General features: G+C 63.0%; 23 protein-coding genes. 17 read left to right on the top strand and 6 right to left on the bottom strand.

The window, feature by feature from the left end:
- Window positions 1-13: 13 nt before the first annotated feature.
- The 9 genes from U0S50_RS07245 to U0S50_RS07205 all read left to right on the top strand — a co-directional run bounded on the left by U0S50_RS07245 (window position 14) and on the right by U0S50_RS07205 (window position 8,822).
- Window positions 14-403: a hypothetical protein gene (locus U0S50_RS07245; RefSeq protein WP_322308096.1), complete on the top strand. Its 390-nt coding sequence runs from the start codon at window positions 14-16 to the stop codon at window positions 401-403.
- Window positions 404-430: 27 nt separating this feature from the next.
- Window positions 431-787: a hypothetical protein gene (locus U0S50_RS07240; protein ID WP_322308095.1), complete on the top strand. Its 357-nt coding sequence runs from the start codon at window positions 431-433 to the stop codon at window positions 785-787.
- A gap of 186 nt (window positions 788-973) precedes the next feature.
- A complete protein-coding gene (guaB, locus tag U0S50_RS07235; protein ID WP_322308094.1) occupies window positions 974-2,431 on the top strand; it encodes an IMP dehydrogenase in 1,458 nt (485 codons plus the stop codon).
- A 117-nt stretch (window positions 2,432-2,548) separates the two neighbouring features.
- Window positions 2,549-3,736: an RsmB/NOP family class I SAM-dependent RNA methyltransferase gene (locus U0S50_RS07230; RefSeq protein ID WP_322308093.1), complete on the top strand. Its 1,188-nt coding sequence runs from the start codon at window positions 2,549-2,551 to the stop codon at window positions 3,734-3,736.
- A 13-nt stretch (window positions 3,737-3,749) separates the two neighbouring features.
- On the top strand, window positions 3,750-4,298 hold the full coding sequence (locus U0S50_RS07225; RefSeq protein ID WP_322308092.1) for a tetratricopeptide repeat protein: 549 nt from the start codon (window positions 3,750-3,752) through the stop codon (window positions 4,296-4,298).
- Window positions 4,299-4,484: 186 nt separating this feature from the next.
- Window positions 4,485-6,647, top strand: a complete 2,163-nt coding sequence (locus U0S50_RS07220; RefSeq protein ID WP_322308091.1) for a prolyl oligopeptidase family serine peptidase — start codon at window positions 4,485-4,487, stop codon at window positions 6,645-6,647.
- A 16-nt stretch (window positions 6,648-6,663) separates the two neighbouring features.
- A complete protein-coding gene (locus U0S50_RS07215; RefSeq protein WP_322308090.1) occupies window positions 6,664-7,161 on the top strand; it encodes a GAF domain-containing protein in 498 nt (165 codons plus the stop codon).
- Between the two features lie 120 nt (window positions 7,162-7,281).
- The gene (locus U0S50_RS07210) at window positions 7,282-8,103 is read left to right on the top strand and encodes a glycine zipper domain-containing protein (RefSeq protein WP_322308089.1); all 822 of its coding nucleotides are present in this window, start codon (window positions 7,282-7,284) and stop codon (window positions 8,101-8,103) included.
- Between the two features lie 179 nt (window positions 8,104-8,282).
- Window positions 8,283-8,822, top strand: coding sequence for a hypothetical protein (locus tag U0S50_RS07205; RefSeq protein WP_322308088.1), 540 nt, complete (start codon window positions 8,283-8,285; stop codon window positions 8,820-8,822).
- Between the two features lie 51 nt (window positions 8,823-8,873).
- Here U0S50_RS07205 and rsmA read toward each other — a convergent pair whose 3' ends face one another.
- From rsmA to U0S50_RS07185, 4 genes are all read right to left on the bottom strand, one after another.
- Window positions 8,874-9,707, bottom strand: a complete 834-nt coding sequence (rsmA, locus tag U0S50_RS07200; protein WP_322308087.1) for a 16S rRNA (adenine(1518)-N(6)/adenine(1519)-N(6))-dimethyltransferase RsmA — start codon at window positions 9,705-9,707, stop codon at window positions 8,874-8,876.
- Window positions 9,707-10,726 carry a 4-hydroxythreonine-4-phosphate dehydrogenase PdxA gene (gene pdxA, locus U0S50_RS07195; RefSeq protein WP_322308086.1) on the bottom strand — a complete coding sequence of 340 codons (1,020 nt, stop codon included), beginning with the start codon at window positions 10,724-10,726 and terminating at the stop codon, window positions 9,707-9,709. Before pdxA ends, rsmA begins: the two co-directional genes overlap by 1 nt.
- A complete protein-coding gene (locus U0S50_RS07190; RefSeq protein ID WP_322308085.1) occupies window positions 10,726-12,066 on the bottom strand; it encodes a peptidylprolyl isomerase in 1,341 nt (446 codons plus the stop codon). Before U0S50_RS07190 ends, pdxA begins: the two co-directional genes overlap by 1 nt.
- A 135-nt stretch (window positions 12,067-12,201) precedes the next feature.
- Window positions 12,202-14,505: an LPS-assembly protein LptD gene (locus U0S50_RS07185; RefSeq protein ID WP_322308084.1), complete on the bottom strand. Its 2,304-nt coding sequence runs from the start codon at window positions 14,503-14,505 to the stop codon at window positions 12,202-12,204.
- Between the two features lie 132 nt (window positions 14,506-14,637).
- On the opposite strand from U0S50_RS07185, the gene U0S50_RS07180 reads away from it, so the two are divergent.
- From U0S50_RS07180 to ndk, 4 genes are all read left to right on the top strand, one after another.
- The gene (locus U0S50_RS07180; RefSeq protein WP_322308083.1) at window positions 14,638-16,089 is read left to right on the top strand and encodes a leucyl aminopeptidase; all 1,452 of its coding nucleotides are present in this window, start codon (window positions 14,638-14,640) and stop codon (window positions 16,087-16,089) included.
- 117 nt (window positions 16,090-16,206) lie between these two features.
- Window positions 16,207-16,656: a DNA polymerase III subunit chi gene (locus U0S50_RS07175; protein WP_322308082.1), complete on the top strand. Its 450-nt coding sequence runs from the start codon at window positions 16,207-16,209 to the stop codon at window positions 16,654-16,656.
- Window positions 16,657-16,670: 14 nt separating this feature from the next.
- Window positions 16,671-17,183, top strand: a complete 513-nt coding sequence (locus U0S50_RS07170) for a hypothetical protein (protein ID WP_322308081.1) — start codon at window positions 16,671-16,673, stop codon at window positions 17,181-17,183.
- 96 nt (window positions 17,184-17,279) lie between these two features.
- Window positions 17,280-17,702, top strand: a complete 423-nt coding sequence (gene ndk / locus U0S50_RS07165; RefSeq protein WP_322308080.1) for a nucleoside-diphosphate kinase — start codon at window positions 17,280-17,282, stop codon at window positions 17,700-17,702.
- Between the two features lie 79 nt (window positions 17,703-17,781).
- On the opposite strand, the gene purN is transcribed toward ndk, so the two are convergent.
- Together purN and purM are read right to left on the bottom strand one after the other, a co-directional pair.
- The gene (purN, locus tag U0S50_RS07160) at window positions 17,782-18,729 is read right to left on the bottom strand and encodes a phosphoribosylglycinamide formyltransferase (RefSeq protein WP_322308079.1); all 948 of its coding nucleotides are present in this window, start codon (window positions 18,727-18,729) and stop codon (window positions 17,782-17,784) included.
- Between the two features lie 39 nt (window positions 18,730-18,768).
- Window positions 18,769-19,875 carry a phosphoribosylformylglycinamidine cyclo-ligase gene (purM, locus tag U0S50_RS07155; RefSeq protein ID WP_322308078.1) on the bottom strand — a complete coding sequence of 369 codons (1,107 nt, stop codon included), beginning with the start codon at window positions 19,873-19,875 and terminating at the stop codon, window positions 18,769-18,771.
- Between the two features lie 85 nt (window positions 19,876-19,960).
- Here purM and U0S50_RS07150 point away from each other — a divergent pair, with 85 nt between their 5' ends.
- From U0S50_RS07150 to U0S50_RS07135, 4 genes are read left to right on the top strand one after another with little or no spacing between them, the layout of a single operon-like run.
- Window positions 19,961-21,244, top strand: a complete 1,284-nt coding sequence (locus U0S50_RS07150) for a heavy-metal-associated domain-containing protein (protein ID WP_322308077.1) — start codon at window positions 19,961-19,963, stop codon at window positions 21,242-21,244.
- Window positions 21,244-21,903, top strand: a complete 660-nt coding sequence (locus U0S50_RS07145; protein ID WP_322308076.1) for an HdaA/DnaA family protein — start codon at window positions 21,244-21,246, stop codon at window positions 21,901-21,903. The genes U0S50_RS07150 and U0S50_RS07145 overlap by 1 nt, the downstream gene beginning before the upstream one ends.
- Entirely contained in the window at window positions 21,894-24,062 is a 2,169-nt protein-coding gene (locus U0S50_RS07140; RefSeq protein ID WP_322308075.1) for an RNA degradosome polyphosphate kinase, read from the top strand. Before U0S50_RS07145 ends, U0S50_RS07140 begins: the two co-directional genes overlap by 10 nt.
- A 55-nt stretch (window positions 24,063-24,117) precedes the next feature.
- Window positions 24,118-25,557, top strand: coding sequence for a Ppx/GppA family phosphatase (locus U0S50_RS07135; RefSeq protein WP_322308074.1), 1,440 nt, complete (start codon window positions 24,118-24,120; stop codon window positions 25,555-25,557).
- The last annotated feature ends 25 nt before the right edge of the window (window positions 25,558-25,582 follow it).

The following is a 25,582-nucleotide window of genomic DNA, read 5'->3' as shown; positions in this document are numbered from 1 at the left end:
CGTTCTGCAAACTGTGATTTCGATCCTCGCCCTTGGTCGTGCGCGTTTTGTCGCACTGTTTGCCTGGCTTGCCCTGGCGTCGATGGCGCTCGCGCAATCGCCTTCGATGGCGCAGCCGACGGTCGGGGCGTCTGAATTTGTCGCGAAACGGTTGCTGGTTGATACGCCGGTACAGGCCGGACGGCTGGTCGCCGTCAAACTGGCTGCTTATCAGCGCGTAGCGCTGGACGAGCGCGGTGAGCCTGGATCCGGGCCCTCGCCGGCCATTTTGTCCGTCGGTACCGATATGCCGGGCCGCGTCACCCGACGCTCGGCGATCTCGCCGCTGCGATCCGTGGCGATCGCCTCATGCGCGCTCGTGCCCTATGCGGCCCGCGCTCCTCCCTCTTCATATTCCATCTGACTGACACCGGCGGCGCTTTGCGTCGCCTTGAAGGATCAGGGCTTCTTTGATTGCCGGAGAAGCCCGACGTTGGATTGCAAATATATGACATGCAAGAATGAAGCCGGGGCTGCCGTGCAGCCCGCGGCCGAGCGTGCGGAAGAGATATTCGGTCGTTACCCTGACATTTCAGAAGAAGAACGGCGTGAGTTGTTGCTGTTCCTGAAGGAGGGGCGGCACCTCGACATCGGTCTTGTGACCGGGAATCCGGAGATCAAGGATCAGGTGGCAGCCTTTCGCCAGGATCATCATCGCGCCTTGCGGCTTGGGTTCGGCGAAGGAGCTGCCTTTGTCATCCTTTTGACCGCTTTGCTGGGCGGGTTGTTCTGGTTGCTGGCGGGCTGAACGGAGCAGGCGTGGGCGGGCGGCATTTCATGCTGTCCGCCCGCGCCACGCGCCGCGCGAAATAATCGTGCGTCCCCCACTGGCGCGCACCGGCTCGACTGGTTACATGGGCCGCCACCGAACGAATCGCGCGTGCCGCCTCCGAACGCCCGGGGCAGGCGCCGCCCGCACCAGAAAGTGGCCCACATGGAAATCATCACCGGTCTGACCTTCGACGACGTGTTGCTGGTGCCCGGCCCGTCGGACATCCTGCCGTCGGACGCCAATCTTGCGACCCAGCTCACCAGCGAAATCTCGCTCAACATTCCGATCCTGTCGTCAGCGATGGACACGGTGACCGAGGCCGATATGGCGATCCTGATGGCGCAGATCGGCGGCCTTGGCGTGCTCCACCGCAATCTGACGATCGAGGAACAGGCGGCCGCTGTCCGCCAGGTCAAGCGCTTTGAAAGCGGGATGATCGTCAATCCGATCACCATCACCCCCGATGCGCCGCTGTCGGAGGCGACGGCGCTGATGGCGCAGCACCGCATTTCAGGCATTCCAGTGGTCGAGGCGGGCGGTAAGCTGGTCGGCATCCTGACCCACCGCGACGTGCGCTTTGCTGAAAATCCCGATCAGCCGGTGCGCGAGCTGATGACCGCCGATAATCTGGCGACCGTGCGTCCCGGCGTCAGCCAGGATGAAGCCCGCAAGCTGCTCCACCAGCGCCGCATCGAAAAGCTGCTCGTCGTCGACGATGCTTATCGCTGCACCGGCCTGATCACCGTCAAGGATATGGAAAAGGCGGTGAACTTCCCCGATGCGACCAAGGATGGCAGCGGCCGTCTGCGCGTCGCCGCGGCCACCAACACCGGGGATTCGGGGGTCGAACGCGCCGAGGCGCTGCTCGACGCCGAATGCGACCTGATCGTCGTCGATACCGCGCATGGCCACAGCAAGCTGGTCGGCCAGACGGTCGAACGGATCAAGAAATTGTCGAACCGCGTCCAGGTGCTGGCGGGCAATGTCGCGACCGGCGATGCGACCCGCGCACTGATCGACGCGGGGGCCGACGGGGTCAAGGTCGGTATCGGCCCGGGATCGATCTGTACCACCCGCGTCGTCGCCGGGGTCGGGGTGCCGCAGCTCACCGCCATTCTCGACAGCGTCGAGGTGGCGTCGAAGGAGAATATTCCGGTCATCGCCGACGGCGGCCTGCGTACCTCGGGCGATCTTGCCAAGGCGCTGGCGGCGGGTGCGTCGTGCGTGATGGTCGGCTCGCTGCTCGCGGGGACGGCCGAGGCGCCGGGCGAAACCTTCCTCTATCAGGGGCGCACCTATAAAAGCTATCGCGGCATGGGCAGCGTCGGCGCGATGGCGCGCGGTTCGGCGGACCGCTATTTCCAGCAGGACATCAAGGACCAGATGAAGCTGGTCCCCGAAGGCATCGAAGGCCAGGTTCCGTTCAAGGGCGCGGCAAAGGATGTCATCCACCAGCTGGTCGGCGGGGTGAAGGCGGCGATGGGCTATACCGGCAGCCGGACGCTGCGCGATCTGCGCGACCGCGCGAAATTCGTCCGCATCACCAATGCCGGACTGCGCGAAAGCCATGTCCACGACGTCGCGATCACGCGCGAAGCGCCCAATTATCCGGCGGGATAAATGGCATAAACTGAGCGGCACGCATGTCTGCTGGCGGTTGGTTGGGATATAGCGGAGGATTGCATGAACCCCGATCCTTGGCCGGGTGCCGTGCAATGACGATGGAAGGCTGAACCGATGACCCCCGCCGCGCGCGTCCAGACCGCGATCGAGATTCTCGATGCCATCGCCGCCGCGGCGCGCGAGGGCGGGCCGCCCGCCGATGCGATCTTCTCCGACGCGATGCGCCAGCGCCGCTATGCGGGGTCGAAGGATCGCCGCGCCATCCGTGCTCTTGTCTATGACGCCATCCGGTGCGTGCGCTCGGCGCCGGCATCGGGGCGCGCGGCGATGCTCGCGCTCGCCGATGCGCAGCCCGAAATAGCGGCGCTGTTCGATGGTTCGCCCTATGGTCCAGCACCGATTGCTGACGGCGAACCGCGCGCCGAAACCGGCCTCGCGGCGGAAGCCCTGATCGGGCTCTTCGAACCGCTTGTCGAGATGGAGGAAGGGGCTGGGATGCTTGCCCGGGCTCCGCTCGATCTGCGTGCCAACCGGATCAAGGCGTCGCGTAGCGACTTGGCATCGCTTTTTCCTGACGGCGTAGAGATATCTGCCGCCCCCGACGGTTGGCGGCTGGCGCCGGAAACCGCGGCGGCCCAGCATCCGGCCCACGCCGATGGAGCGTTCGAGGTGCAAGACGCGGCGAGCCAATATGCTGCTGGTGCGCTCGATGCGGCGCCGGGCATGGCGATCGTCGATCTGTGTGCGGGCGGCGGCGGCAAGGCTCTCGCTATCGCGTCATTGACCGGAAATGACGCTCAAATTCTTGCCTGCGATACGCACCGCGGGCGGCTTCAACAACTGCCGCCTCGCGCCGAACGGGCGGGCGCTTCGGGTATCGAAACGCGGTTGCTGAACCCCGGGCAGGAAGCGGCGATGCTCGCCGACTGGCACGGCCGCGCCGCGCGGGTGTTCGTCGATGCCCCCTGTTCGGGCAGCGGCACCTGGCGGCGGAGCCCCGAACTGCGTTGGCGGCTCACCCCGTCGCGGCTTGACCGCCATCTTGCCGATCAGGCGCGGCTGCTGTCGATCGGTGCCGATCTGGTGGCGCCGGGCGGTAAACTTCTCTATGCTGTCTGCTCGATCATTGCGCGCGAGGGGCGGGCCCAGGTGGAAGAATTTCTGAACCGGCATCGCGGCTGGACGGCCGATAGCGATTATCTGCCCGCGGGCATCGGCCGTGCCGCGGGCGGCGGTTATCTGCTGACCCCCGCGCACGACGGCTGCGATGGCTTTTTCCTCGCGCGGTTGACGGCGCCATGATAGGCAGGCGCAAATGAACCGATGGGAGAATGCGATGCGCGTCAGTTTCCTTGGCCTCGGCGCCGGCCTCGTTCTGGCCAGCCTGCCCACCGCCTCGGATGCGCAGCGCGCCGACAATGATATTCGGCCGCAATCCATCGCCCTGCAACAGGAAGGGCAAAAGGCGCAGCAGGCCGGCGACCTTGATAGCGCGATCGACCATTATGAATCGGCACTCGCGGCCGATCCGCGAAACCGCTCGGCGATCATCGCGTTGGCACAGGTTGCGCGCGCGCAGGGGTTGCCCGGAAAGGCGATCGGCCTTTATCGCGAGGCCTTGCTGCTCGAACCCAATGATCTTGTTGCGCTGACCGGGCAGGGTGAGGCCTTGGCCGACAAGGGCGCGCTCGAGCTCGCCCGCGAAAAGCTTGCGGCAGCGGAGCGTCTTTGCGCTGCCAACTGCCCGCAATTGGCAGCGTTGCAGAAGGCTATCGCCGCCGGCGACTCCAAGCGTCTGGTGGCGGCTGAAGCCGTGGCACCCAAGGCCGTCGCAACGGTTGGGACGGTCAGCGAAAAGAACTGATCGGATGCCTTAGCCATGGCTCGCCTGTCTGCTCAAGTTGCGGGCTGGCCTGATTATTCGGCATGCTCAGCACGCGCTTCCGTCGCGGCATTCCACGGTTTCGGGGCAAATCCGCTTGCCCCTGCCTGTCCTATCCTTACATAGGGACGCACGATAATTTCCCTGAACGATGAGGATGACTTTGCCATGCCCCCCCGCAATTTTCTTCGCGCGCCGTTGGCGCTGGCCTTTGCCATGATCGCTCCGACCGTGGCCCAGGCGGGGGGAGACGCCGCGACGACGGCAAGTGCGGCAGGGCTGATCTATCCGTCGACCGAACGCGGCGACACCGTCGACCCGCAGTTCGGCGTGGACGTTGCCGACCCCTATCGTTGGCTGGAAGACGATGTGCGGGTCAATCCGAAGGTGGCAGCCTGGGTTGCGGCGCAAAATCAGGTCACGGACGCCTATCTCGACACGCTGCCAGGGCGCGACCTGTTCGCCAAGCGGATGACCGAGCTTTACAATTACGAACGCTTTGGCCTGCCGCGCAAGGCCGGGGCACGCTATTTCTATAGCCGTAACGACGGGCTGCAGCCGCAATCGGTTCTTTTCGTCCGCGAAGGGCTGAAAGGAGAGGGGCGGGTCCTGATCGATCCCAATCTGTGGGCCAAGGATGGCGCGACGGCGCTCGCCGAATGGAAGCCGTCCGAAGATGGGCGGCATTTGCTGTATGCCGTGCAGGACGGCGGCACCGATTGGCGGATTGTCCGGGTCAAGGACGTCGCGACGGGCAAGGATCTTTCAGACGAGGTGCGGTGGGTTAAATTCTCGGCACTCAACTGGGCCAAGGATGGCAGCGGATTCTATTATTCGCGGTTTCCGGAGCCCAAGGAAGGCGAAGCTTTTCAATCGCTCAACGAGAATCACGCCGTCTATTTCCACAAGCTCGGCACCGCGCAGAGCGAGGATGTGCTGATCCACGCTACCCCCGACAAGCCGAAGCTGAACAACAGCGCGATTGTCACCGATGACGGCGCCTATTTGCTGGTTGTCGGATCGGAGGGCACCGACGAGCGCTATGGTCTGACGCTTTATCCCATCGGCAAAACGGTAGGGAAGCCGATCGTCCTGGTCGATGATTTCGCGAACAATTGGGAATATGTGACCAATCAGGGCACCCGCTTTACCTTCCTGACGAACAAGGGGGCGCCGCGCCAGCGCATTGTGTCGCTCGATATTCGGAAGCCAAGTAGTGTAACCGAACTTGTCGCGGAAAATGAAGCGACCCTGGTGGGCGCTTCGCGCGTCGGTGATCGCATCATCCTGTCCTATCTGGGCGATGCGAAATCGGAAGCGCGAATGGTTGCGCTCGACGGCAAGCCCGTCGCCAATATTCATTTGGCCGATATCGGTTCGGCTTCGGGATTTGGCGGCAAGTCGGCCGATCCGGAAACCTTTTATGCCTTTTCCAGCTTTGCGCGGCCGACGACCATCTATCGCCTCGATACCAAGACCGGGAAGAGCGAGATTTTCGCCGAGCCGGAACTGACCTTCAAGCCCGACGATTTCACGGTCGAGCAGCGCTTTTTCAAATCGAAGGACGGTACCGAGGTGCCGATGTTCCTGGTGATGAAGAAGGGTGTCGATCGCGCCAAGGGATCGCCGACGCTGCTCTACGGCTATGGCGGCTTCAACGTGTCGCTGACCCCCGCCTTTTCGCCGACGCGGCTCGCCTGGGTCGACAAGGGCGGCGTGCTGGCGATCGTCAATCTGCGCGGCGGCGGCGAATATGGCAAGGCGTGGCACGATGCGGGCCGGCTCGCGAACAAGCAGAATGTCTTCGACGATTTCATTGGCGCGGGCGAGTATCTGATTGCCGAGGGCGTGACCGGCAAGGGTCAGCTGGCGATCGAGGGCGGCTCGAACGGCGGATTGCTCGTCGGTGCGGTGACCAACCAGCGGCCCGACCTGATCGCGGCGGCGCTCCCCGCCGTCGGGGTGATGGACATGCTGCGCTTCGACCGTTTCACCGCCGGGCGTTATTGGGTCGATGATTATGGCTATCCGTCGAAGGAGGCCGATTTCCGTAACCTGCTGTCCTATTCGCCCTATCATAATATCAAGGACGGGACGGTGTATCCGGCGGTGCTGGTGACGACCGCCGACACCGACGACCGCGTCGTGCCGGGGCACAGTTTCAAATATACCGCTGCGCTTCAGCACGCCAATGCGGGTGACAAGCCGCACCTGATCCGCATCGAAACGCGCGCCGGCCACGGATCGGGCAAGCCGACCGACAAGATCATCGCGGAGGCGGCGGACAAATATGCCTTTGCCGCAAAATGGACTGGTCTTTCGGTCGAATAGGGAAAGCGGGGCAAGCATGTCCTTTGACTTCGACTTTTCTGCCAGCGATCCCGCCGAGCGATGGGCGGAAACGGCTGCCGCTGCGGCGGCGCTCGTCGCAGGGGAGCGCGACGGTATCGCCAATATGGCGAATGTTGCGGCGCTGATCTGGCAGGCTATTCCGGTTCTCAACTGGGCGGGCTTTTATCGTTTTGATGGGGCCGAACTGGTGCTCGGCCCCTTTCAGGGCAAGGCGGCGTGCATCCGTATCCCCCTCGACAAAGGGGTGTGCGGTGCCGCCGCGCGGCTTCGGACAAGCCAGAGGGTCGACGATGTTCATGCCTTTCCAGGGCATATTGCCTGCGATGCGGCGAGCCGTAGCGAGTTGGTGGTCCCTATTGTGGCCGACGGTGAGTTGATCGGTGTGCTCGATCTCGATAGCCCGCTTCCGTCGCGTTTTACTGCGGCCGACCAGATCGGTGCCGAGATGCTGGTAGCAAGGATTGCAGGCGCGCTCGGCCCGGCTGGGGTGTGACCCATTATGGGACGTGAATTCGAAGGTTAACGGATTCGCGAAGGTGGTTCATATTTGCTAACAAACTGTTAACCAATTGCCCGCGCTGAAGCGGCGGGCCCCGGTAACAGGGAGTTTAGCATGCGAAGCCTCTTGCTTTTCGGCGCCGCCGTCGGATCGCTGCTGTTGCTGGCGGGACAGGCGCAAAGCGCCGAACCCGCGGCACCCACGCTCGACTATGGCGTTCCAGCCTCTCCGGACGCACATGTCTATACCGGCCAACCCGATCGCGTGCCGAGCGTCATCGAATATCGTCACGGCACGACCTACCCCGCGCCGCCGGTCGATGCGACCTTCGACGGTCAATATGATGCCGAAGGGCGTTGGACCGGGACGTGGGACGGCACCTATGAGGCGGCCGACGGTCGCCGTTTCGAAGGGCGCTATGAGGGCACGGTCGAAGGTGCGCCGGGTCACGCTTATTATCAGGGATATCGCGGCGATTATGACCCGCGACAGGATGAGGAAATGTTTCGGCGCTGCGGCCAGGGGGGCGCAGTGGGGGGAGCGGTTGTCGGTGGCCTCGTCGGAGGCATTGCCGGCAACCGTATCGCTGGTCGTGGGGACCGTGCGGCGGGTACATTGATCGGCGGCGGTGTCGGCGCGTTGGCGGGTGCGGCGATCGGCAGCGCGGCCGACCGAAAAAAATGTGAAGAATGGTGGGGCAGCCGAGCCGCCTATTATCGGCATGGCCATATGAGCAGCTATTATCATGGCGGCTATGGCTGGTACTCGCCGAGCGTTGTCGTCGTGACGACGATCACCCATGGCGCGCCGGTGGTTACCGAAACAGTCGAAACCAGCACCCGCACCTATTATGAGAATGTTCCGGCGCGGAAGCGCTATGTGGCCAAGAAAAAGTGGAAACCGAAACCCAAGCCAAAGCCGCGTTGCGTTTGCTGAGGCTTGGATCGATTGAACGTCGGTCGATAGAACAGGGCCTGCCGTCGGAATGGACGGCAGGCCTTTTCCTTTCGGTCCGTCGCGCCGAACGGGCGGTTCAGCGCTGTGAAAGCATCGTTGCGATAGCGACAGGGGATGACGGGCCGGGCGGACCGGCGCGATAGGACAGGATTTCGGCCATGCGTAAGTTGACCAGCCTTGCCACTGCCGCTGCGGTCGTTGTGACTGCCATCGGATTCAGCGCCACTCCGGCAGAAGCGCGTCACCGCCACGGTGGATGGGGCTATCGAGACCGCGATCGCGTCAGCGCGGGGGACGTGATTGGCGGACTGCTCATCATTGGTACGATTGCGGCGATTGCGGGCGCCGCGAGCAAAGACAAGCGAGACCGCCGCGACCGGGACGAGCGCTATGATCCGCCGCCCTATCGCGACAGGGATTACCGCGACACGCCGCGATACGAACGCGACGATCGAAGCGGCCAGCAGGATCGCGGCGCTTATGGCCGCAGCGAAGCCGAAGCGCGCGCTGCAGATGCTTGCGGATGGGCCGTGGAAGCCGAGATGGGCGATGATGCGCGCGTCGACACGATCGGCAGCACCGAACGAAATGGCGACGGCTGGTACGTGACGGGGACCGCATCTCGGCTGGGCGGCGAAGTGTGCAGCTTCGGTTGCAGCTATCGCAACGGCCGCGTGGTCGATGTGTCGTTCGGTTAAGGAGTGGATGGTTGATCGCCGGTTCGCGGCCGGACGAAGAATTCACCCGATCTAGCGTGCGAGCCTGCGTGCCAGCGCAACCCATTCGTTGACGCTGATCGTTTCGGCTCGGCGGGTCGGGTCTATACCGAGCGTCTCCAGCGCCTCGATCGCGCCAGCCACACTTTTCAGGCTCTGGCGCAGCATTTTTCGGCGCTGCCCAAAGCCTTTCTCCGTCAAGCGCGACAGCAACGCCGGGTCGACGCCCTCTGGTTCTGCCTTTGGGGTGACGTGGACGATGGCCGACATGACCTTTGGTGGCGGCGTGAAAGCCGAACGGTGGACCTTCATCGCGATCCTCGCGTCGGCGCGCCACTGCGCCAGTACGGCCAGTCGGCCATAGGCATTGCTGCCGACGGGGGCGACGATCCGTTCCGCAACCTCCAACTGAAACATCAGCGTCAGCGATGCCCATTGCGGCGGCCAGACCGGTGGTTCGAGCCAGCGCGTGAACAGCGCCGTCCCGACATTATAGGGCAGGTTCGCGACGATATGATATGGGTTTCCGCCAGCCAGCGCATCGGCATCGACAGCCATGGCGTCATCCGAAATCACCGTCAGTCGCCCGTCAAAGGCTTCACTGAGTTCGGCGAGCAGGGGAAGACAGCGTTCGTCGCGCTCGACGGCAACGACGCGCGCGCCGGCGCGTAGCAGCGCCCGGGTCAGACCGCCGGGGCCGGGGCCGACTTCGAACACCGTCGTGTCCCGCAAATCCCCGGGCAGCGCCGCAATTCGGTCGAGCAATTGTTCGTCGAACAGAAAATTCTGCCCCAGCGCCTTGCTTGCTGAAAGGCCGTGCGTGCGGACCGTTTCGCGCAGTGGGGGAAGGGCGCGCGACGGGGACATCACCGCGCTGGCGCGCAGCTATGCTCGCGGGTGGCGGCGAGTGTCGCTGCCATGCGGATCGCCGCGATGGTCGGGCCCGGATCGGCCTTGCCGCTGCCCGCAATGTCGAAAGCGGTGCCATGATCGGGCGATGTCCGGATGATCGGCAGGCCGAGGGTCAGATTGACCCCATCGTGAAAATGGAGCGCCTTGAACGGCGCCAGCGCCTGATCGTGATAGGTGCAGAGCAGCGCGTCATAGCGGTCGCGGATGCCCGGCGCGAACATTCCGTCGGCGGCGAGCGGGCCGTCGACGTTGATGCCATCGGCTGCCAATTGTTCGATTGCAGGCGCAATGATGCGAATTTCCTCATCGCCCATCCGGCCACTCTCGCCAGCGTGGGGATTCAGCCCCGCGATGGCGATGCGCGGCTGCGCTATACCGAAATCGCGTTTCAACCCCCGCCACACGACACGGATACGGGAGATGATCAATTCGCTGGTCAACCGTTCGGGGACTTCCGACAGCGGCACATGGACCGTCAGCGGAACAACGCGCAGCGATGGCCCCGCCAGCATCATCACCGCGTTGCTTGCCATCACGCCGCAGCGTTCCGCGATGAACTCGGTCTGGCCGGGATGGGTGTATCCGATGCTCTGCAGGGCGTGCTTCGACACCGGGCCGGTGACAAGCGCGGTGCTCGCCTGGTTTCGGGTAAGGCCGATGCCGGTTTCGAGGGCGTGCAGGGCGCAGGTCGCCCCAGCTGGCGATGGGGCACCCGGCGTCACAGGACCGCTGTCTTCCAGATGCCAAATCGGCAGCGCGCTGGAAAAGGCCGGGATAACATCGCCCATATCGCTCACGCGCGCGACCGGGCCGTCCCAGACGGCTGCGATGGCGGCAGCGTCGCCTATGGCCACGAAAGGTGTCAGTCCATGATCGTGCCGCGCCGCCCAGGCGCGGGCAATGACTTCGGGGCCGACACCAGCCGGGTCACCCATGGTGACGGCTATTGGCGGCCGATGGGCAGAATCGGGCATCAGCTATATTCGATCACGGCATCCCGGCGCAGGTCGCGCAAATAACGCTGGGCCCGCTTGTTGACCTTTTCCTCCAGCAGTCGATTTTCGATCTCCTGCAAGTCCGGCGCCGTCGCGGTTTGCGGCATGTCGCGGCCACACAGAACCAGCACGCTGATCCCTTCATTGGCAGCGCCAAAGGGCTGGGTGGTCTGGCCGACCTGCAGGTCGAGCAGCGTCGCCTGGAGCGGCGCGGGCAGTGCGCGCATCGCGATATTGTCGCGTGACACCACGCTTGCTCCTAGTCCTTCGGCCACCGCGTCTGCGGCTCCGCAGCCTGCGATCGAGCGCGTGGCTTCCGCGAATTTTCCGGCAAGCTCGGATGCACGCGCGGGCGTCGTGCCCGACGGAAACTCCAGCGAAATCTGCTTCAGGCTGAGCACCGCGTCGCGCGGGTCGGCGGTCAGCACCTGGCGCCGATCCATCATGAGCATGATTGAAATGCCGCCGGGAACCTCGATCGGTCCGACAAGCTGGCCCGGCTGCATCTGCTGCGCCGCATCGGCCATCGATTGCGGCAACTGTCCGGCCTTCACCCAGCCGAGGTCGCCGCCGACCACCGCGGTCGACGCTTCTGAGAATTGGCGGGCATAGGCGGCAAAGCTGCCGCCAGCCTGGAGTGCCTGAATGATTTTCTGCGCATTTTCCATCACCGCAGCCGCATTTTCGGGTGTCGCGGAAAGATAGATTTCGCCCAGATGGAACTCATTCTGCCCCTTGGCTTCGTTGAGCCGCTGGACAACCGATTCCACTTCTTCGGTCGAGACATTGGTCGTCGACTGGATGTTGCGCGAAAGCAGACGGTCCCACGCGAACTCTCCGCGGATCTGCTGCTTTACAGCGGCTGCGGACGAGCCCTTCGATTTCAGATATTGCTCGAACTGTTCGGGCGTCTGCCGAAAGCGGGTCGCCAGGCGCGCAAATTGCTGATTGATCAGATTTTCGTCGATCGCGATGTCGGCGGCCTTGGCTTCCTGAATCTGGAGCTTTTCGTCGATCAGGTTGCTGAAGACCTGTTGCCGCAGACGCTGCGCTTCTTCGGGCGACATCGCCAGGTCGCCATTGGCGATCCGGATCAGCGCCATCCGTTGCTCGATATCGGTCGCTGTGATGATTTCGCCGTTTACCGTCGCGGAGGGGCGATAGACATTCGGTTTGCCGTCGCCGAAAAGCTGGACATTCCCCGGAATGTTAAGGCTGGTCGTCGGAACGTCATTGTCGGCGACGGTCTGTGCCAGCACGGGCACGGCTCCCGCACCGGCGATGGCAATCAGTCCGATCATGGTCGAAAATTTGGTCATCGTTATCCTATTCGAGACATAACGGCATGCTCCGTATCAGCGGACACGCCCGATGGTCCAGCGCAAACCGCCCTTTGGACGCTATTGCCGTCCGGCATAGCCGCGAAACGCTGAACCGCGGCTGAGCGGCAAGCGTTAGAAGCCGAGGTTGCGGAAGGCGATACGGAACGCGAAGCTGTCGCCCCGCTTGGCATCGCCGGTATTGATATAGTCGCGGCGCCAGGTGACGGCGATCGACAGGCAATCATCGTCATAGGCAATGCCCAGGCGATGTCGAATCGGCTGGAACCCGTCTGCGGAGCTTCCGGGGGCATCCGCCTGTCCGGTGAGATCCATCACGGCCGACCCGAACATCGACCAGTTGCGGGCGAAGGCGACACGCCCACCGGCGCGCACTTCCTCGCGATCCTGCAAATCTTCACCGAGGAGAGTGATGTCACGGTTCAGGCGTGAATAGCCGAGGACGGCATAGGTCGATCGCCCGCCGATCGTGGCATCGAGTTCGTTGCGCCGGACGGCCAGATTATCCTTGTCGAGGCGGAAGCGATGCGTGAGCCGGAGGAAGTCGCGATAGGCGATCGTCGTGCGCCCGACGATATCGGATGCCCGATCGGTCAGGCCGGTGCCGTCGGGGAATAGGGAAGGCTTGTCCGACAGGCGATAGCTTTGTCCGATGACGCTGGTGATGTTGAATCCCGGGCGGCTGTAATTCCATTCGATCCCATAGGTAACGCGGGCTCCGTCCTCGAACCGGTCGTAGCCGTTGAACCGGTTGATCGCGAAGAGATTGCTGTCTTCCAGGTCAAATGCGCGCGAATCTTCGTTCGGAATGTCCAGATTCTTTAAGGGCGGTGTCGCCACGATCTGGACGCGGGGCGTCAGCGTCTGCGTTCCGCCCAGAAATTCCCCGATGAAGGGCCACCGCATGTCGGCCGCCACGGCCGCGACGCCCCGTGCTTGCCATCCCGATTTGCCGCGATATCCAGGGATGGAGGTCAACAGATTTTCGTCGCTGTGATAAACATCGCCGCGCACCATGGCCGTCAGCGTCCATTCCTGGCCCAGACGGGTCAGACCGCGCAGATCCCAGCGGGCGCCGGCAAAGGCGCGCTGCGTATCCTGGCCGGCTGTGCGGCCGATGGCCAGCGTATTCAGTTGCAACTCGAACTGGCCGCCCAGCAGCGGATCGTCGAGGCGTTGGCGGTAATCGACTACCGGCAAGGCGATCGGCTGTTGTCCCTGACTGTCGTTGACGCGCAGCGTTTGTGTCGCCCATCCGGCAATCGACAGATAGCTTTGCCCGCCGATGCGCTGCAACTCAAAGGTCGATCGCATCCGGTCGTCGCGGTTGATGTCATAGCGGCGCATGAAGGTACGATCGGTCGCGATGCGGCCCGAATAGCTGAGACTCCAGCGCGGATCGAACTGAAATTTCCCCGCGCTTTCCAGATATCCGCGAAAATCATCGCGGCGACTGGTGACGAGGCCCGAAACCGGGACGACCGAGCTATAGGTTGCGTAACCCTTGATTCGGAAAGATCCGATGTCGGTCAGGGCCCGAAACTCTCCCTCCAGCATCGGCGCCGCATTGGTATAGACATGCGGGGTGATGGTCAGATCGCGGTCGGACGCAAATCGCAGATAATATGGCACCGCGATCTCAAACCCGTTGGTACGGTCGATGCGGACTTCGGGCACGAGGAGGCCGCTGCCCGCTTCGTTGTTCGCAGGGTGGCTGAGGCCGGGCAGGGGGATCAACGGCAGGCCGAAAATCTCGACCCGCGCGCCCTTGTACTTCACCTTGTTCTTGGCGCGATCATACAGGACGCGAACAGCCCGAATCTGCCAGCTTGGCTCGGTTGCACATCCTTGTGCATCCTCGACCGGGCAGGGAGTATAGGCGGCATTTTCCAGTTCGATATTGCCATTCTCGAACCGGGTTCCCTTGACGGCTGCGAGCCTGGCTCCGTTCTCAAGTACGACCAGCAGATTGTCGATGATCCCGTCGCGAAGCGAATCGGACAGTTCGATGCGGTCGCCATAGGCGGTGTCGCCTTCGGGATTGCGGATCATCACATTGCCCTCGGCGACGACCTGCCCCGACTGGCGATTCCACGTCACCTTGTCGGCGCGCAGGCCGATCGCCTCGCGGTTCATCTGCACATTGCCTTCGGCAATGACGACCTCGGTCTCGCTGTCGTAATTCAGATTGTCCGCAGCAAAGCCGATCTGCTGGCTGTCGCCGGGATCCGGCGCATCGGCGGTGGTCGGCGCGATGTCTGGCGCGCGTAGGTCAGGCTCGCTGACCGTCTCGGCGACGGCCGGCGAATCACTGTTCTCTTGCGCCATTGCGGGCCCAGCCAGCAGCGCGGCGCCGCTCGCCGTCGCCAGCCAGAAGGGGCGCTTTTTAACGCTGTTCCGGAACAAAGCCCAGCTCATCAATCTACTTTGTCCCATCGCTTGCCGCGCATCGCTGGCGATACGTCCGGCTGCTTTGTTTTTGCAACTCGCTGGCGAAACCCCTATCGGTCCCGCACGTCTCAATCAATCATCGCATGAGAAAGTAACCAAATGGACATTCAGTTTGTCGCGCAAATCGATGCGTCTGCCGACGTCGTCGCCTTCCCGGTGCGCAAGGGCGCACTTGCGGACGTTGGCGGCGCCAATGGCGCGCTGCTCGCGGCCGCCGCCGGACAGGCGCGGTTCGAGGGCGCGGCAGGGGCCATTGCGGAAACCACCGCAATTGATGGCGGCAGGGCGCGCCGTTTGCTTCTGGTCGGAATCGGCGAAGGCACGCGGCACGATCTGGAACGTGGCGGAGCGGCATTGACCGGCAGGCTTCTGACCAGCGGCGTTCAGTCCGTCCATGTCGATTTCGCAGGGCAGGGCGATGAAGAAGACGTCCTGTCCTTTGCCATGGGGGCAAAGCTGCGCGCTTGGCGCCTCGATACCTATCGTACCCGGCTGGCTGACAATGCAAAGCCCAGCCTGAAAACGATAGTGATCGCGTCGGCTGCAGGCGATGTGGTGGAGCGATGGGCAGGCTATTCGGCTGTTGCCGATGGCGTGGCGCTGACCCAGACGCTGGTCGCCGAGCCGCCCAACCTTCTGTACCCGGAAAGCTTCGTCGAGCGCTGTCAGCATCTTGCTGACCTGGGCGTCGAAATCGAGGTGCTCGACGAACGGCAGATGAAGGCGCTCGGGATGGGCGCGCTGCTTGGCGTTGCGCAGGGGTCCGTCCGTCCGCCGCGCCTGCTCGCGATGCGCTGGAATGGCGGCGCGGAGGGCGAGGCTCCGCTGGTCTTCATCGGTAAGGGCGTCACGTTTGACACCGGGGGTATCAGTCTGAAGCCCGGCGCGGGCATGGACATGATGAAATGGGACATGGGCGGCGCAGGGGCCGTCGCCGGCGCGATGAAGGCTATCGCGGGGCGCAAGGCGAAGGCCAATGTCGTCGGTGTCGTAGGGCTTGTTGAAAACATGCCTGACGGCAACGCTCAGCGCCCCGGCGACATCGTGAAGACGATGTCGGGACAGACCGTGGAAGTGCTCAACACCGACGCTGAAGGTCGGTTGGTTTTGTGCGACGCGATAAGCTGGGCCCAAAAGCAATATGCGCCGAAGGTCATCGTGGACCTCGCGACGCTGACCGGCGCGATGGTGATCTCGCTTGGCCATGAATATGCGGGCATGTTTGCCAACGACGATGGCTTGGCGGCCAAGCTTCTCGATGCGGGGCTGGCCAGCAACGACAAGCTTTGGCGCTTCCCGCTGTCGCCCGCCTATGACAAGCTGATCGACAGCCCGATCGCCGACATCAAGAATATCGGCCCGCGCGAAGCCGGATCGATTACCGCGGCGCAGTTTCTGAAGCGGTTTGTCGACGAAGGCGTTCAATGGGCCCACCTCGATATCGCGGGCATGGCCTGGCATGACAAGGAAGGCCCGACTTATGCCAAGGGGGCTACCGGCTATGGCGTGCGCTTGCTCGACCAGTTCGTAGCGGACAATTTCGAGGGGTAATGCTGGCGCCTTGTTATGGCGAGGCGCCGAAAATAACGCGGCGATCTCCGGCAAAGCGGCTCGTGAAGAGCCGTTGTCCGGAGATCGTTTTGCGTCCTTCGCCATGACGGAGCGGATATGGCGCGTGTCGATTTCTACCGGCTGAGCCGCGACCCTGTCGAACGGGTCTTGCCTGCGATTGCGGCGCGGATATTGGGCGGCGGGGACCGTCTGCTGATTGTTGCCGCTTCAGCGATGCAGCGGCAGGCGATTGATGACGCGCTTTGGACACATCAACCCGCCAGTTTCCTGCCGCATGGCCACGCTGGCACACCCGACGAAACCATCGAGCCGCTGTTGCTGGCTGGCGCGCTGGATGGAGCCGCCGCCAATGGCGCCCGCTTCGTCGCGCTTGCCGATGGGGAGTGGCGCGAGGCGGCGCTGGGGTTTGACCGTGCTTTCCTTCTTTTCGATAATGGCCGCATCGACGATGCCCGCGCCACGTGGCGGACGTTGAGCGCCGCCGCAGGGGTGGAGATTCATTTCTGGAAGCAGGATGACCAAGGTCGCTGGTCGGAGGGCCCGTAAAAGGAGGATTACTGATGCGTTATCTGGTGTTGGCGGCGACCTTGGCGCTCGCAGCGTGCGGCTCGAAATCGGAAACCGAAATTGCCAGTGGTACGGTGACTGATCCGGAGACCGGCGAGACGACCGAATATTCCGTGACGAGCACCGGCGAGGGCGACGAGGGGCAGGTCAATATCAGGACAAAGGACGGCGAAATGAGCTTTGGCGCGACGGCCGAGGCGAAGCTGCCCGATGGCTTTACCCCTTATCCCGGCGCCAAGATGCTCGGCGGCGTCACAACGTCGGGCAAGCAAGGCGCGGGCGGAATGGCCAGCTTTGAGGTCAAGGGCAAGGCATCGGACGTCATCGCGCATTTCCGCAAGCAGGCCGAAGCGCAGGGACTGGAAATCACCGGCGAAGTCAGCATGGGGGACATGCAGAGCTTTGGTGCCGAAAAGCCCGGCGATGACAAAACGGGGGTCCACGTCACCGCGACGCAGAATGGCGATATGGTAACGGGCAGCTTTACCTACGGCCTCGGCGGCTAGGTGCGCGGGAAGGGGGCTGCGCTCTTTTCTTGCGGTGCGACAAAAGCGCGGCTAGAGGCGCGCGCATCAGATAAAACACATAACAGGAGCTTTCCCATGGCGGTTACCCGCACTTTTTCGATTATCAAGCCCGACGCAACCCGCCGTAACCTGACTGGCGCCGTCACCAAGATGCTGGAAGATGCTGGGCTGCGCGTCGTTGCTTCGAAGCGCATCCACATGAGCCGCGAACAGGCCGAAGGCTTTTACGCGGTTCACAAGGAACGCCCCTTCTTCGGCGAACTGGTCGAATTCATGATCAGCGGCCCCGTCGTCGTCCAGGTCCTCGAGGGCGAAGATGCGATGCAGCGCAACCGTGACATCATGGGCGCGACGAACCCTGAAAACGCCGAGCCGGGCACGATCCGCAAGGAGCTGGCCGAGAGCATCGAGGCGAACACCGTCCACGGTTCGGACAGTGATGAGAATGCGGCGATCGAAATCGCCTATTTCTTCAAGCCCGAAGAAATCGTCGGCTGATTGCACCAGCCGATCGCCCTTTAAAGGGGCGAGGAATTGGAAAAAGGCCGCCGGAGCGATCCGGCGGCCTTTCTCATGCTCAGAAATCGTCGGCTGCCGACATCAGTCCCGCCAGCTTCCTTGGCGCTATTGAAAGCCAGCTTTTCCTCAGCCATTCGGCAATCGCGTCCCAATCTGTGTCGCCAAGATCAAGGCGGATGCCGATCCAGCCAATGCCGAAATAGGGTGGGCGATAATAGCGCGCCGCGTCCATCTCGATCAGTTGCGCCTGCTCGTCGGCACCACTGATTTTCACCAGCAGCGCGATCCTGCTGTCGCCATGATGATCCTGGCTGAAATAGGCGAATTTCTTGCCTTTGACGATGCCGAAGCAAGGCATGCCGTGTGATAGAACCTCGTCCGCTTCCGGCATCGCCATCGCCAGTTCGCGTACCCTGTCGAGAAGATAGGCCGGCGATCGCGTGAGGGCTACAAAGGCCGCGAGCGTTGCGGGGTAAAGCTGGTGTTCGGCAAAGCGGACCCGTTCCGCCAGCCTGTCGGGTGTGTCGCCGGGGACGATAGCAACCGGTGTCTGCGCCAGCACTGGCCCGTCATCAAGGGCAGGGGTCACGACATGGACGCTGCAGCCACCCCATGCGTCGCCCGCTTCGATCGCCCGTTTGTGGGTGTCGAGCCCCTTGTAGAGCGGCAACAGGCTGGGATGGATATTGACCATCCGATCGGTCCAGCGTGCGACGAAGGCGTCGCTCAATATCCGCATATATCCTGCCAGTGCGACATATTCGACATCGGCGGCGCGAAGTTGTTCATCGACGAGAGCATCGAAGGCATCGCGCGACATGCCTTTATGGGGATGCGCCCAGGTGGCGATACCCTCGGCCTTCGCAAGCGCGAGACCGGCGGCGTCGGGGTTGTTGCTGCCCACCAGGACAATTTCATAAGGGCAGGTGTCGGCTTTCGCTGCATAAAGCAGCGCCGCCATATTGGTCCCGGCGCCTGAAATCAGGACGGCGACACGTGCTTTCATGAACGTCCTCCCCATCGCGCGGCGACAGGGAGGGGTATGTCATGCATGATGCGTCGCCGACCACGCGGCCATCGCGCTCCAGGCTTCCGCTCCACCCGACACCGTGCAGCCTTTTTCGCCCGCTGCAATGTGCCCGATGCGATGGACCGTTTCACCTGCCGCTTCGAGTGCTGCCGTCACCCCGGCGACGTCGGCTTCGGCAACGACGACCGCCATGCCGATGCCGCAGTTGAACGTTCGCGCCATTTCTTCCGGTTCGATATTCCCCTGCGCCTGCAGGAAGGCCATCAGGCGCGGCTGTTCCCACGCATCGGCGTCGATATGGGCGTGGAGTGCTTTGGGGAGGATGCGCGGGATATTTTCGAGCAACCCGCCGCCGGTGATGTGAGCGAGCGCGTGAATCTTGCCGGTCTTCACCAGCGGCAACAGGCTTTTTACATAGATACGGGTCGGCGCCATCAGCGCGTCGATCAGCCGCACATTCTGGTCGAACAACGCGGGACGCTCCAGCTTCCAGCCCTTGTCGGTCGCGAGTCGGCGAACGAGCGAAAAGCCGTTCGAATGAACGCCGGACGAGGCAAGGCCGAGGATGACATCGCCTGCCGCCACCTTGTCGGCCGTCAGGACCTGATCGCGCTCGACCGCGCCGACGCAGAAACCGGCCAGGTCATAGTCGCCGTCCGAATACATGCCCGGCATTTCGGCGGTTTCGCCGCCGATCAACGCGCATCCGGCCTGTTTGCAGCCTTCGGCAATGCTGGCAACGACTTGGGCTGCCACGTCATTGTCGAGCTTTCCGGTCGCATAATAGTCGAGAAAGAACAGCGGTTCCGCGCCCTGGACGATCAGGTCGTTCGCGCACATGGCGACGAGATCGATTCCCACGCCGTCATGCTGGCCCGATTCGATTGCGAGCTTCAGCTTGGTGCCGACACCATCATTGGCCGCAACCAGCAGAGGGTCGTTGAAGCCCGCCGCGCGGAGGTCGAAGAAGCCCCCGAAACCGCCAAGGTCGGCGTCCGCGCCGGCGCGGCGCGTTGCGCGAGCGAGCGGAGCGATGGCACGGACCAGCGCATTGCCGGCGTCGATCGATACCCCAGCCTGGGCATAAGTGTAGGAGGCGGGTTGGTTGTGCTTGGAATCCATGGCTCGCGCGACTAACGGTTCCAGCCGAGAAATGCCACGATTTCCTTGTCCGGAGCCGCGCTTTTGGGCAGAGCATAGAGAAGAGATGATTTTCGCTGCTTCCCCTCGAGCTGCCGGGTCCTTGCTCCCGCGCCTGCGTTTTCGTTCCACCGGTTCGCGCGACTGGCGCTGGGCCGCACTTTTTGGCCTGTTTCTAGCGATTTTGGTCGCCGGCGTCGTCGATGGGCAGGTCAACCGGGGCAATCGGGGCATCACCCCGATCAACAGCAGCGGCGATTTCCTGGCCACAGGAATCGCGGTCGATGTGACCGGGAAAAATCCCGACGAGGCGCGCGAAAAGGGCTGGCGCGAGGCGCAGCGGCAAGGTTGGCAGCAGCTGTTCCGCCGCACCAATGGCCGAGACGGGCCGGCTCTTTCCGATTCGGTGCTCGACGGCATCGTGACGGCGATCGTTGTCGAAAAGGAACAGATCGGACCGCGCCGCTATGTTGCTACCCTGGGTGTACAGTTCGATCGGGTCCGCGCCGGGCAGATTCTGGGGGTCAGCGGTCGTACGCTTCGTTCGCCGCCCTTGCTCGTCATTCCGGTCTATTCGATCGATGGCATTCAACAGGTGTTCGAACAGCGCAGCGCCTGGCAGCGCGCCTGGGCTGAATATAATACCGGGCAGAGCGCGATCGACTACGTCCGCACCTCCGGGACCGGCGCCGATACGCTGCTCCTCAATCCTGGCCAAACCGGGCGCCGGGGGCGTGTGTGGTGGCGGGTGATTCTCGACCAGTATGGCGCAGCCGACGTGCTGATGCCGATGGCGCGCATCGAATATGGCTATCCCGGCGGCCCGGTGAAGGGATATTTTACGGCGCGCTTCGGCCCCGACAACAAGCTGATCGACAGCTTTGTAATGACCGGTCCTAGCGCCGCTGCCATACCCGACATGATGGAAAAGGCCGTGGCGCGTATGGACGCCATTTATATCAAGGCCTTGTCTGAGGGCGTGCTGCGCACCGACACCTATCTTGTCCTGGAGAAGCCCGTCGAACGGGTGGATGTTCCGGACGAGGTCGCTGGTGATGAAGAGGCGGTCCCTAGCGAAACCGACAACAGCGTTCCGACCGCGCCGGCCGTGGGGGCTCAGACCTTCGCGGTGCAGTATAATTCGCCCGATGTGGAGTCGGTGTCTGCGACCGAGCGAGCCGTTGCGGGTGTCGCTGGTGTCCAGTCCGCCGCAACGAGCAGCGTGGCGCTTGGCGGCACATCGGTGATGCGCGTTACGTTTCGCGGCGACCTTGCGGCGCTGAAGGCTGCGCTTGCAGCCCGGGGCTTCAAGGTACAGGAAGGCGGCGGCCAGCTCAGGATCAGCCGCTAATGGCCCGCCCCATGTCCGGGCAGATCGCCTTGCCGTTCGAATGGAATGGCGGAGGCGGATACGATGTCCCGCTTATCGTAGGCACCAGCAACGCTGACGCTGTGCGCTATCTTCGCCACGCTGCGACCTGGCCGGTGCGTACGGCTGTGCTCGTTGGCCCGCGCGGGTCGGGGCGCAGCCTGATGGGCCGCCTGTTCGCCGAGGAAACCGGCGGCCAGATCATTGATGATCATCGTAGCGTTTCGGAAGAGGCGATCTTCCACGCCTGGAACGCCGCGCAAGCGAGCGGAGTGCCGTTGCTCATCATTGCCGATGCGCCGCCCACTGCATGGAATGTCGCTTTGCCCGATCTCGCTTCGCGCCTGGCGGCCGTGCCGGTGCTGACGATTGGCGAACCCGACGATTGCCTGGCCCGCGATCTGATCGACGCATTGTTTGCGCAGCGCGGCATGGTGCTCGCGCCAGAGGTCGCCTCCTATATCGTCCCCCGCATGGAGCGCAGCTATGCGATGATCCATCGCGTGGTGGCGGCGCTCGATGCCGCCTCGCTCGAACAAGGGCGCCGTCTGGGTGTGCGTCTCACACGTGAAACATTAATGTCACAGGGGCTGATCGATCCCGATCTGATCGAAAGGCAGGACGACACGACATGTCGATAGGCAGCAATTCTCTTCACGCAGACAATGATGCTGACGCAGCCCTGTCCGCATTCGGGCCCGAACGATTTTTCAACAGGGAATTATCCTGGCTCGCGTTCAATCGGCGGGTGATGGAAGAGGCACGAAATCCGGCCCATCCGTTGCTGGAGCGGCTTCGTTTCCTTTCGATCTCGGGCAGCAATCTCGACGAATTTTTCATGGTCCGCGTGGCGGGGCTCAAAGGGCAGCAACTGCAGGGGATTGACGATCCGTCTGCCGACGGACGGTCGCCGGGGCAGCAGCTTGCCGAGATCGAAGCCGAGGTGAATCGCCTTGTCGATCAGCAACAGAGCGAATGGCAACGGCTTCACCGGCAGCTTGGTGAGCAGGGCATCACCGTCTATGGCGCCGGATCGGACGCGGCGCGGTTGCGTGACAGGCTTCGGCAATATTTTATCGATCAGATTTTCCCGATATTGACGCCGCAGGTTCTGGATCCGGCGCATCCTTTTCCTTTCATCCCCAATCGTGGTTTGGGTGTCATTTTCGACCTCGAGCGCATTGCGAGCGGTGAAAATATTCGCGAACTGGTGATGATACCGGCCTCGCTCGCGCGCTTCGTCGCAGTGCCGGGAGAGGCGGCGGGCTTCGTCCCGATCGAATATCTGATCGAGTTGTTCGGCGACACGCTGTTCCCGGGCTATCGCATCCGCTCGCGCGGCGTATTCCGGATCATCCGCGACAGCGATATCGAACTCGAAGAGGAAGCGGAGGATCTGGTCCGCCTGTTTCGCACGGCGATCCGTCGGCGGCGGCGCGGCCGGGTCATTCTCCTCGAACTGGGCGCTGATATGCCGCGGGAACTGGCGGCGGTGCTGAATGCCGATATTCAGGGGCATGAAGCGATTGTGGCAAAGATCGACGGTTTTGTCGGCCTTGCTGCATTGTCGGCGCTCGTCGACGTCGATCGACCCGACCTGAAATTCCCGGCTTTTTCGGCGCGCTTTCCGGAGCGTATCCGCGAACATGGTGGCGATTGCTTCGCGGCGATCCGCAGCAAGGACATTCTGGTCCACCATCCCTATGAAAGTTTTGACGTCGTCCTGTCCTTCCTTCGCCAGGCGGCCGCGGATCCGGACGTGGTGGCCATCAAACAGACGCTATACCGGGCCGGAAACCAGTCGCCGGTGATCCGCGCGCTGATCGAAGCGGCCGAGGCCGGCAAGTCGGTAACCGCGGTCGTCGAGCTCAAAGCGCGCTTTGACGAGGAACAGAATCTGCTCTGGGCCAACCAGCTCGAACGCGCGGGGGTCCAGGTCGTTTATGGTTTTATCGAATGGAAGACGCACGCCAAAATTTCGATGGTGGTGCGGCGCGAAGGGCAGGGTTATCGCACCTATTGCCACTTCGGCACCGGCAATTACCATCCGATTACCGCCCGCATCTATACCGATCTGAGCTTTTTTACGGCGGATCCGCGGGCCGGTCGCGATGCCGCGCAATTGTTCAACTACATCACCGGCTATGTCGAGCCTGAACGGCTGGAGATGATCACCATGTCGCCGCTCAACATGCGGGCGCATTTGTGCGAGTTGGTCGATGCGGAGATAGCCGCCGCGCGGGCCGGGCGACCGTCCGGGGTCTGGGCCAAGATGAACAGTCTTGTCGATCCCGATATTATCGACAAGCTGTATGAAGCGAGCCGCGCCGGTGTCCCGGTCGAGTTGGTCGTGCGTGGAATTTGCTGCTTGCGACCGGGAGTTCCGGGACTGTCGGATACCATCCATGTCAAATCGGTCGTCGGGCGCTTCCTGGAACATAGCCGCATTTGGGCCTTTGCCAACGGCGCCGCCTTGCCGCACAGCGCCGCAAAGCTGTATATTTCCAGTGCGGACTGGATGCCGCGCAACTTTGACCGCCGTGTCGAATATATGATCCCGATCGAGAACCCGACCGTACATGACCAGATTCTGGATCAGGTGCTGGTCGCGAACCTGATCGACAATGAGCAAAGCTGGGTGTTGCAGCCCGACGGAACTTATGTGCGTGTGACCCCGGGCGAAAAGCCGTTCAATCTGCACCGCTATTTCATGACGAATCCGTCCTTGTCGGGCCGCGGCACCGCGCTTCACAAGCGACAGGATGTTCCGACGCTTGCGTTCAATATAAGCGAAGATTGAGAAGACAGTTTTGGGATCGAAACAATCCTCCAGGGCAGCGGTCCGGCGGACCGCTGTGATCGACATTGGGTCCAATTCGGTTCGCCTTGTCGTCTATGAAGGGCCCGCTCGTGCGCCTGCCGTAATTTTCAACGAGAAGGTGCCGGCCGGCCTAGGGCGCGGGCTCGCCGTCGATGGCCGTATTGCCGAGGAAGATGCGGAACGGGGGCTGACGGCGCTGCGCCGCTATGCGTTGCTGGCGCAGCATATGGAGGTGAAGGACCTGCAATGCGTCGCAACAGCGGCCGTGCGTGACGCCGACAATGGACCCGATTTCATAGCCGGAGCCGCCAAAGCCGGGCTCCGGATTCGGCTGTTGTCGGGAGAGGAAGAAGCAAAGGCGGCAGGATGCGGCGTGCTGTCCGCAATTCCGGACGCCCATGGGATTGCCGTCGATCTTGGCGGTGGCAGCCTTGAACTGGCTGAGGTCAAGAATGGCCGGGTCGGGCGTTGCGTGTCGTTTCCGCTGGGCGTGCTGCGGTTGCCTGCGCTGCGCGTCAATGGCCAGCAGATGTTCGAACGGTCGGTTCGAAAGATGTTGAAGGCCGCAGACTGGCCGGGTGGTCTCGCCGGGTTGCCGCTGTATCTGGTTGGCGGTTCGTGGCGTGCGTTGGCGCGGCTGGACCTGGAAATCACGCGCTCCTCCTTCGCCGTGCTGGATCAGCACAGCTTGCCAAGAGCCGCCGTTCGCAGGCTTGTCCGAGCGACCAGGCGGATGAGCTATGAGGATATTCGCGCCATTCCGGGCATGGCCTCCAACCGTGCTGCGTCCCTGCCGGACGCCGCGGCGTTGTTGGCCGCACTGGTCAACATCATTGATGTTCCTGAAATGACGGTATCGTCGTCGGGGCTGCGCGAAGGGCTGCTCTATCAGTCACTGGCGCCCGACGTTCAGGCGCAGGACCCGTTGATCGTAGCCGCCGAGTTCGAGGGATTGCGCCTGGCTCGTTTTGCGCCGCACGGCCGTGCGATCGCGGACTGGATTGCGCCGCTCTTCAGGCAGGAATCGCCCGCGGATAGTCGGATTCGACTTGCGGCCAGCTTGCTCAGCGATGTTGCATGGTCGGCAAACCCCGATTTCCGGGCCGAGCGAGGCACCGAAATTGGTCTGCATGGCAACTGGCGCGGGATCGATATTCCGGGCCGTATCCTGTTGGCACGCGCGCTGCACGCCGGGTTTGGCGGTGCGGACGCCGATTTTCCGGCGATGGGAACGCTGGTTGCGCCGGAACGACTGGTATCCGCCCGTCAGTGGGGACTCGCCATCCGGCTGGCGCAACGATTGACCGGAGGTATCGAAGCGCCTCTGCGGGCGAGTTCGCTGGCGTTGGCAGACGGCAAGTTGCTGCTTGGCCTGCAGCGTGATTGGCACCATCTCGCCGGGGAGTCCGTGGAACGCCGCCTGCGCTCGCTGGCGCAAGCGCTAGATGCAAAGCCGGAACTGATCCTGCTTTAAGCTTTCTGTGAAGGGCAGGTGTCTG

Source organism: Sphingopyxis sp. (assembly GCF_034380315.1).
Taxonomy (GTDB): Bacteria; Pseudomonadota; Alphaproteobacteria; order Sphingomonadales; family Sphingomonadaceae; genus Sphingopyxis.
This window is presented reverse-complemented; position numbering and strand designations above follow the sequence as displayed.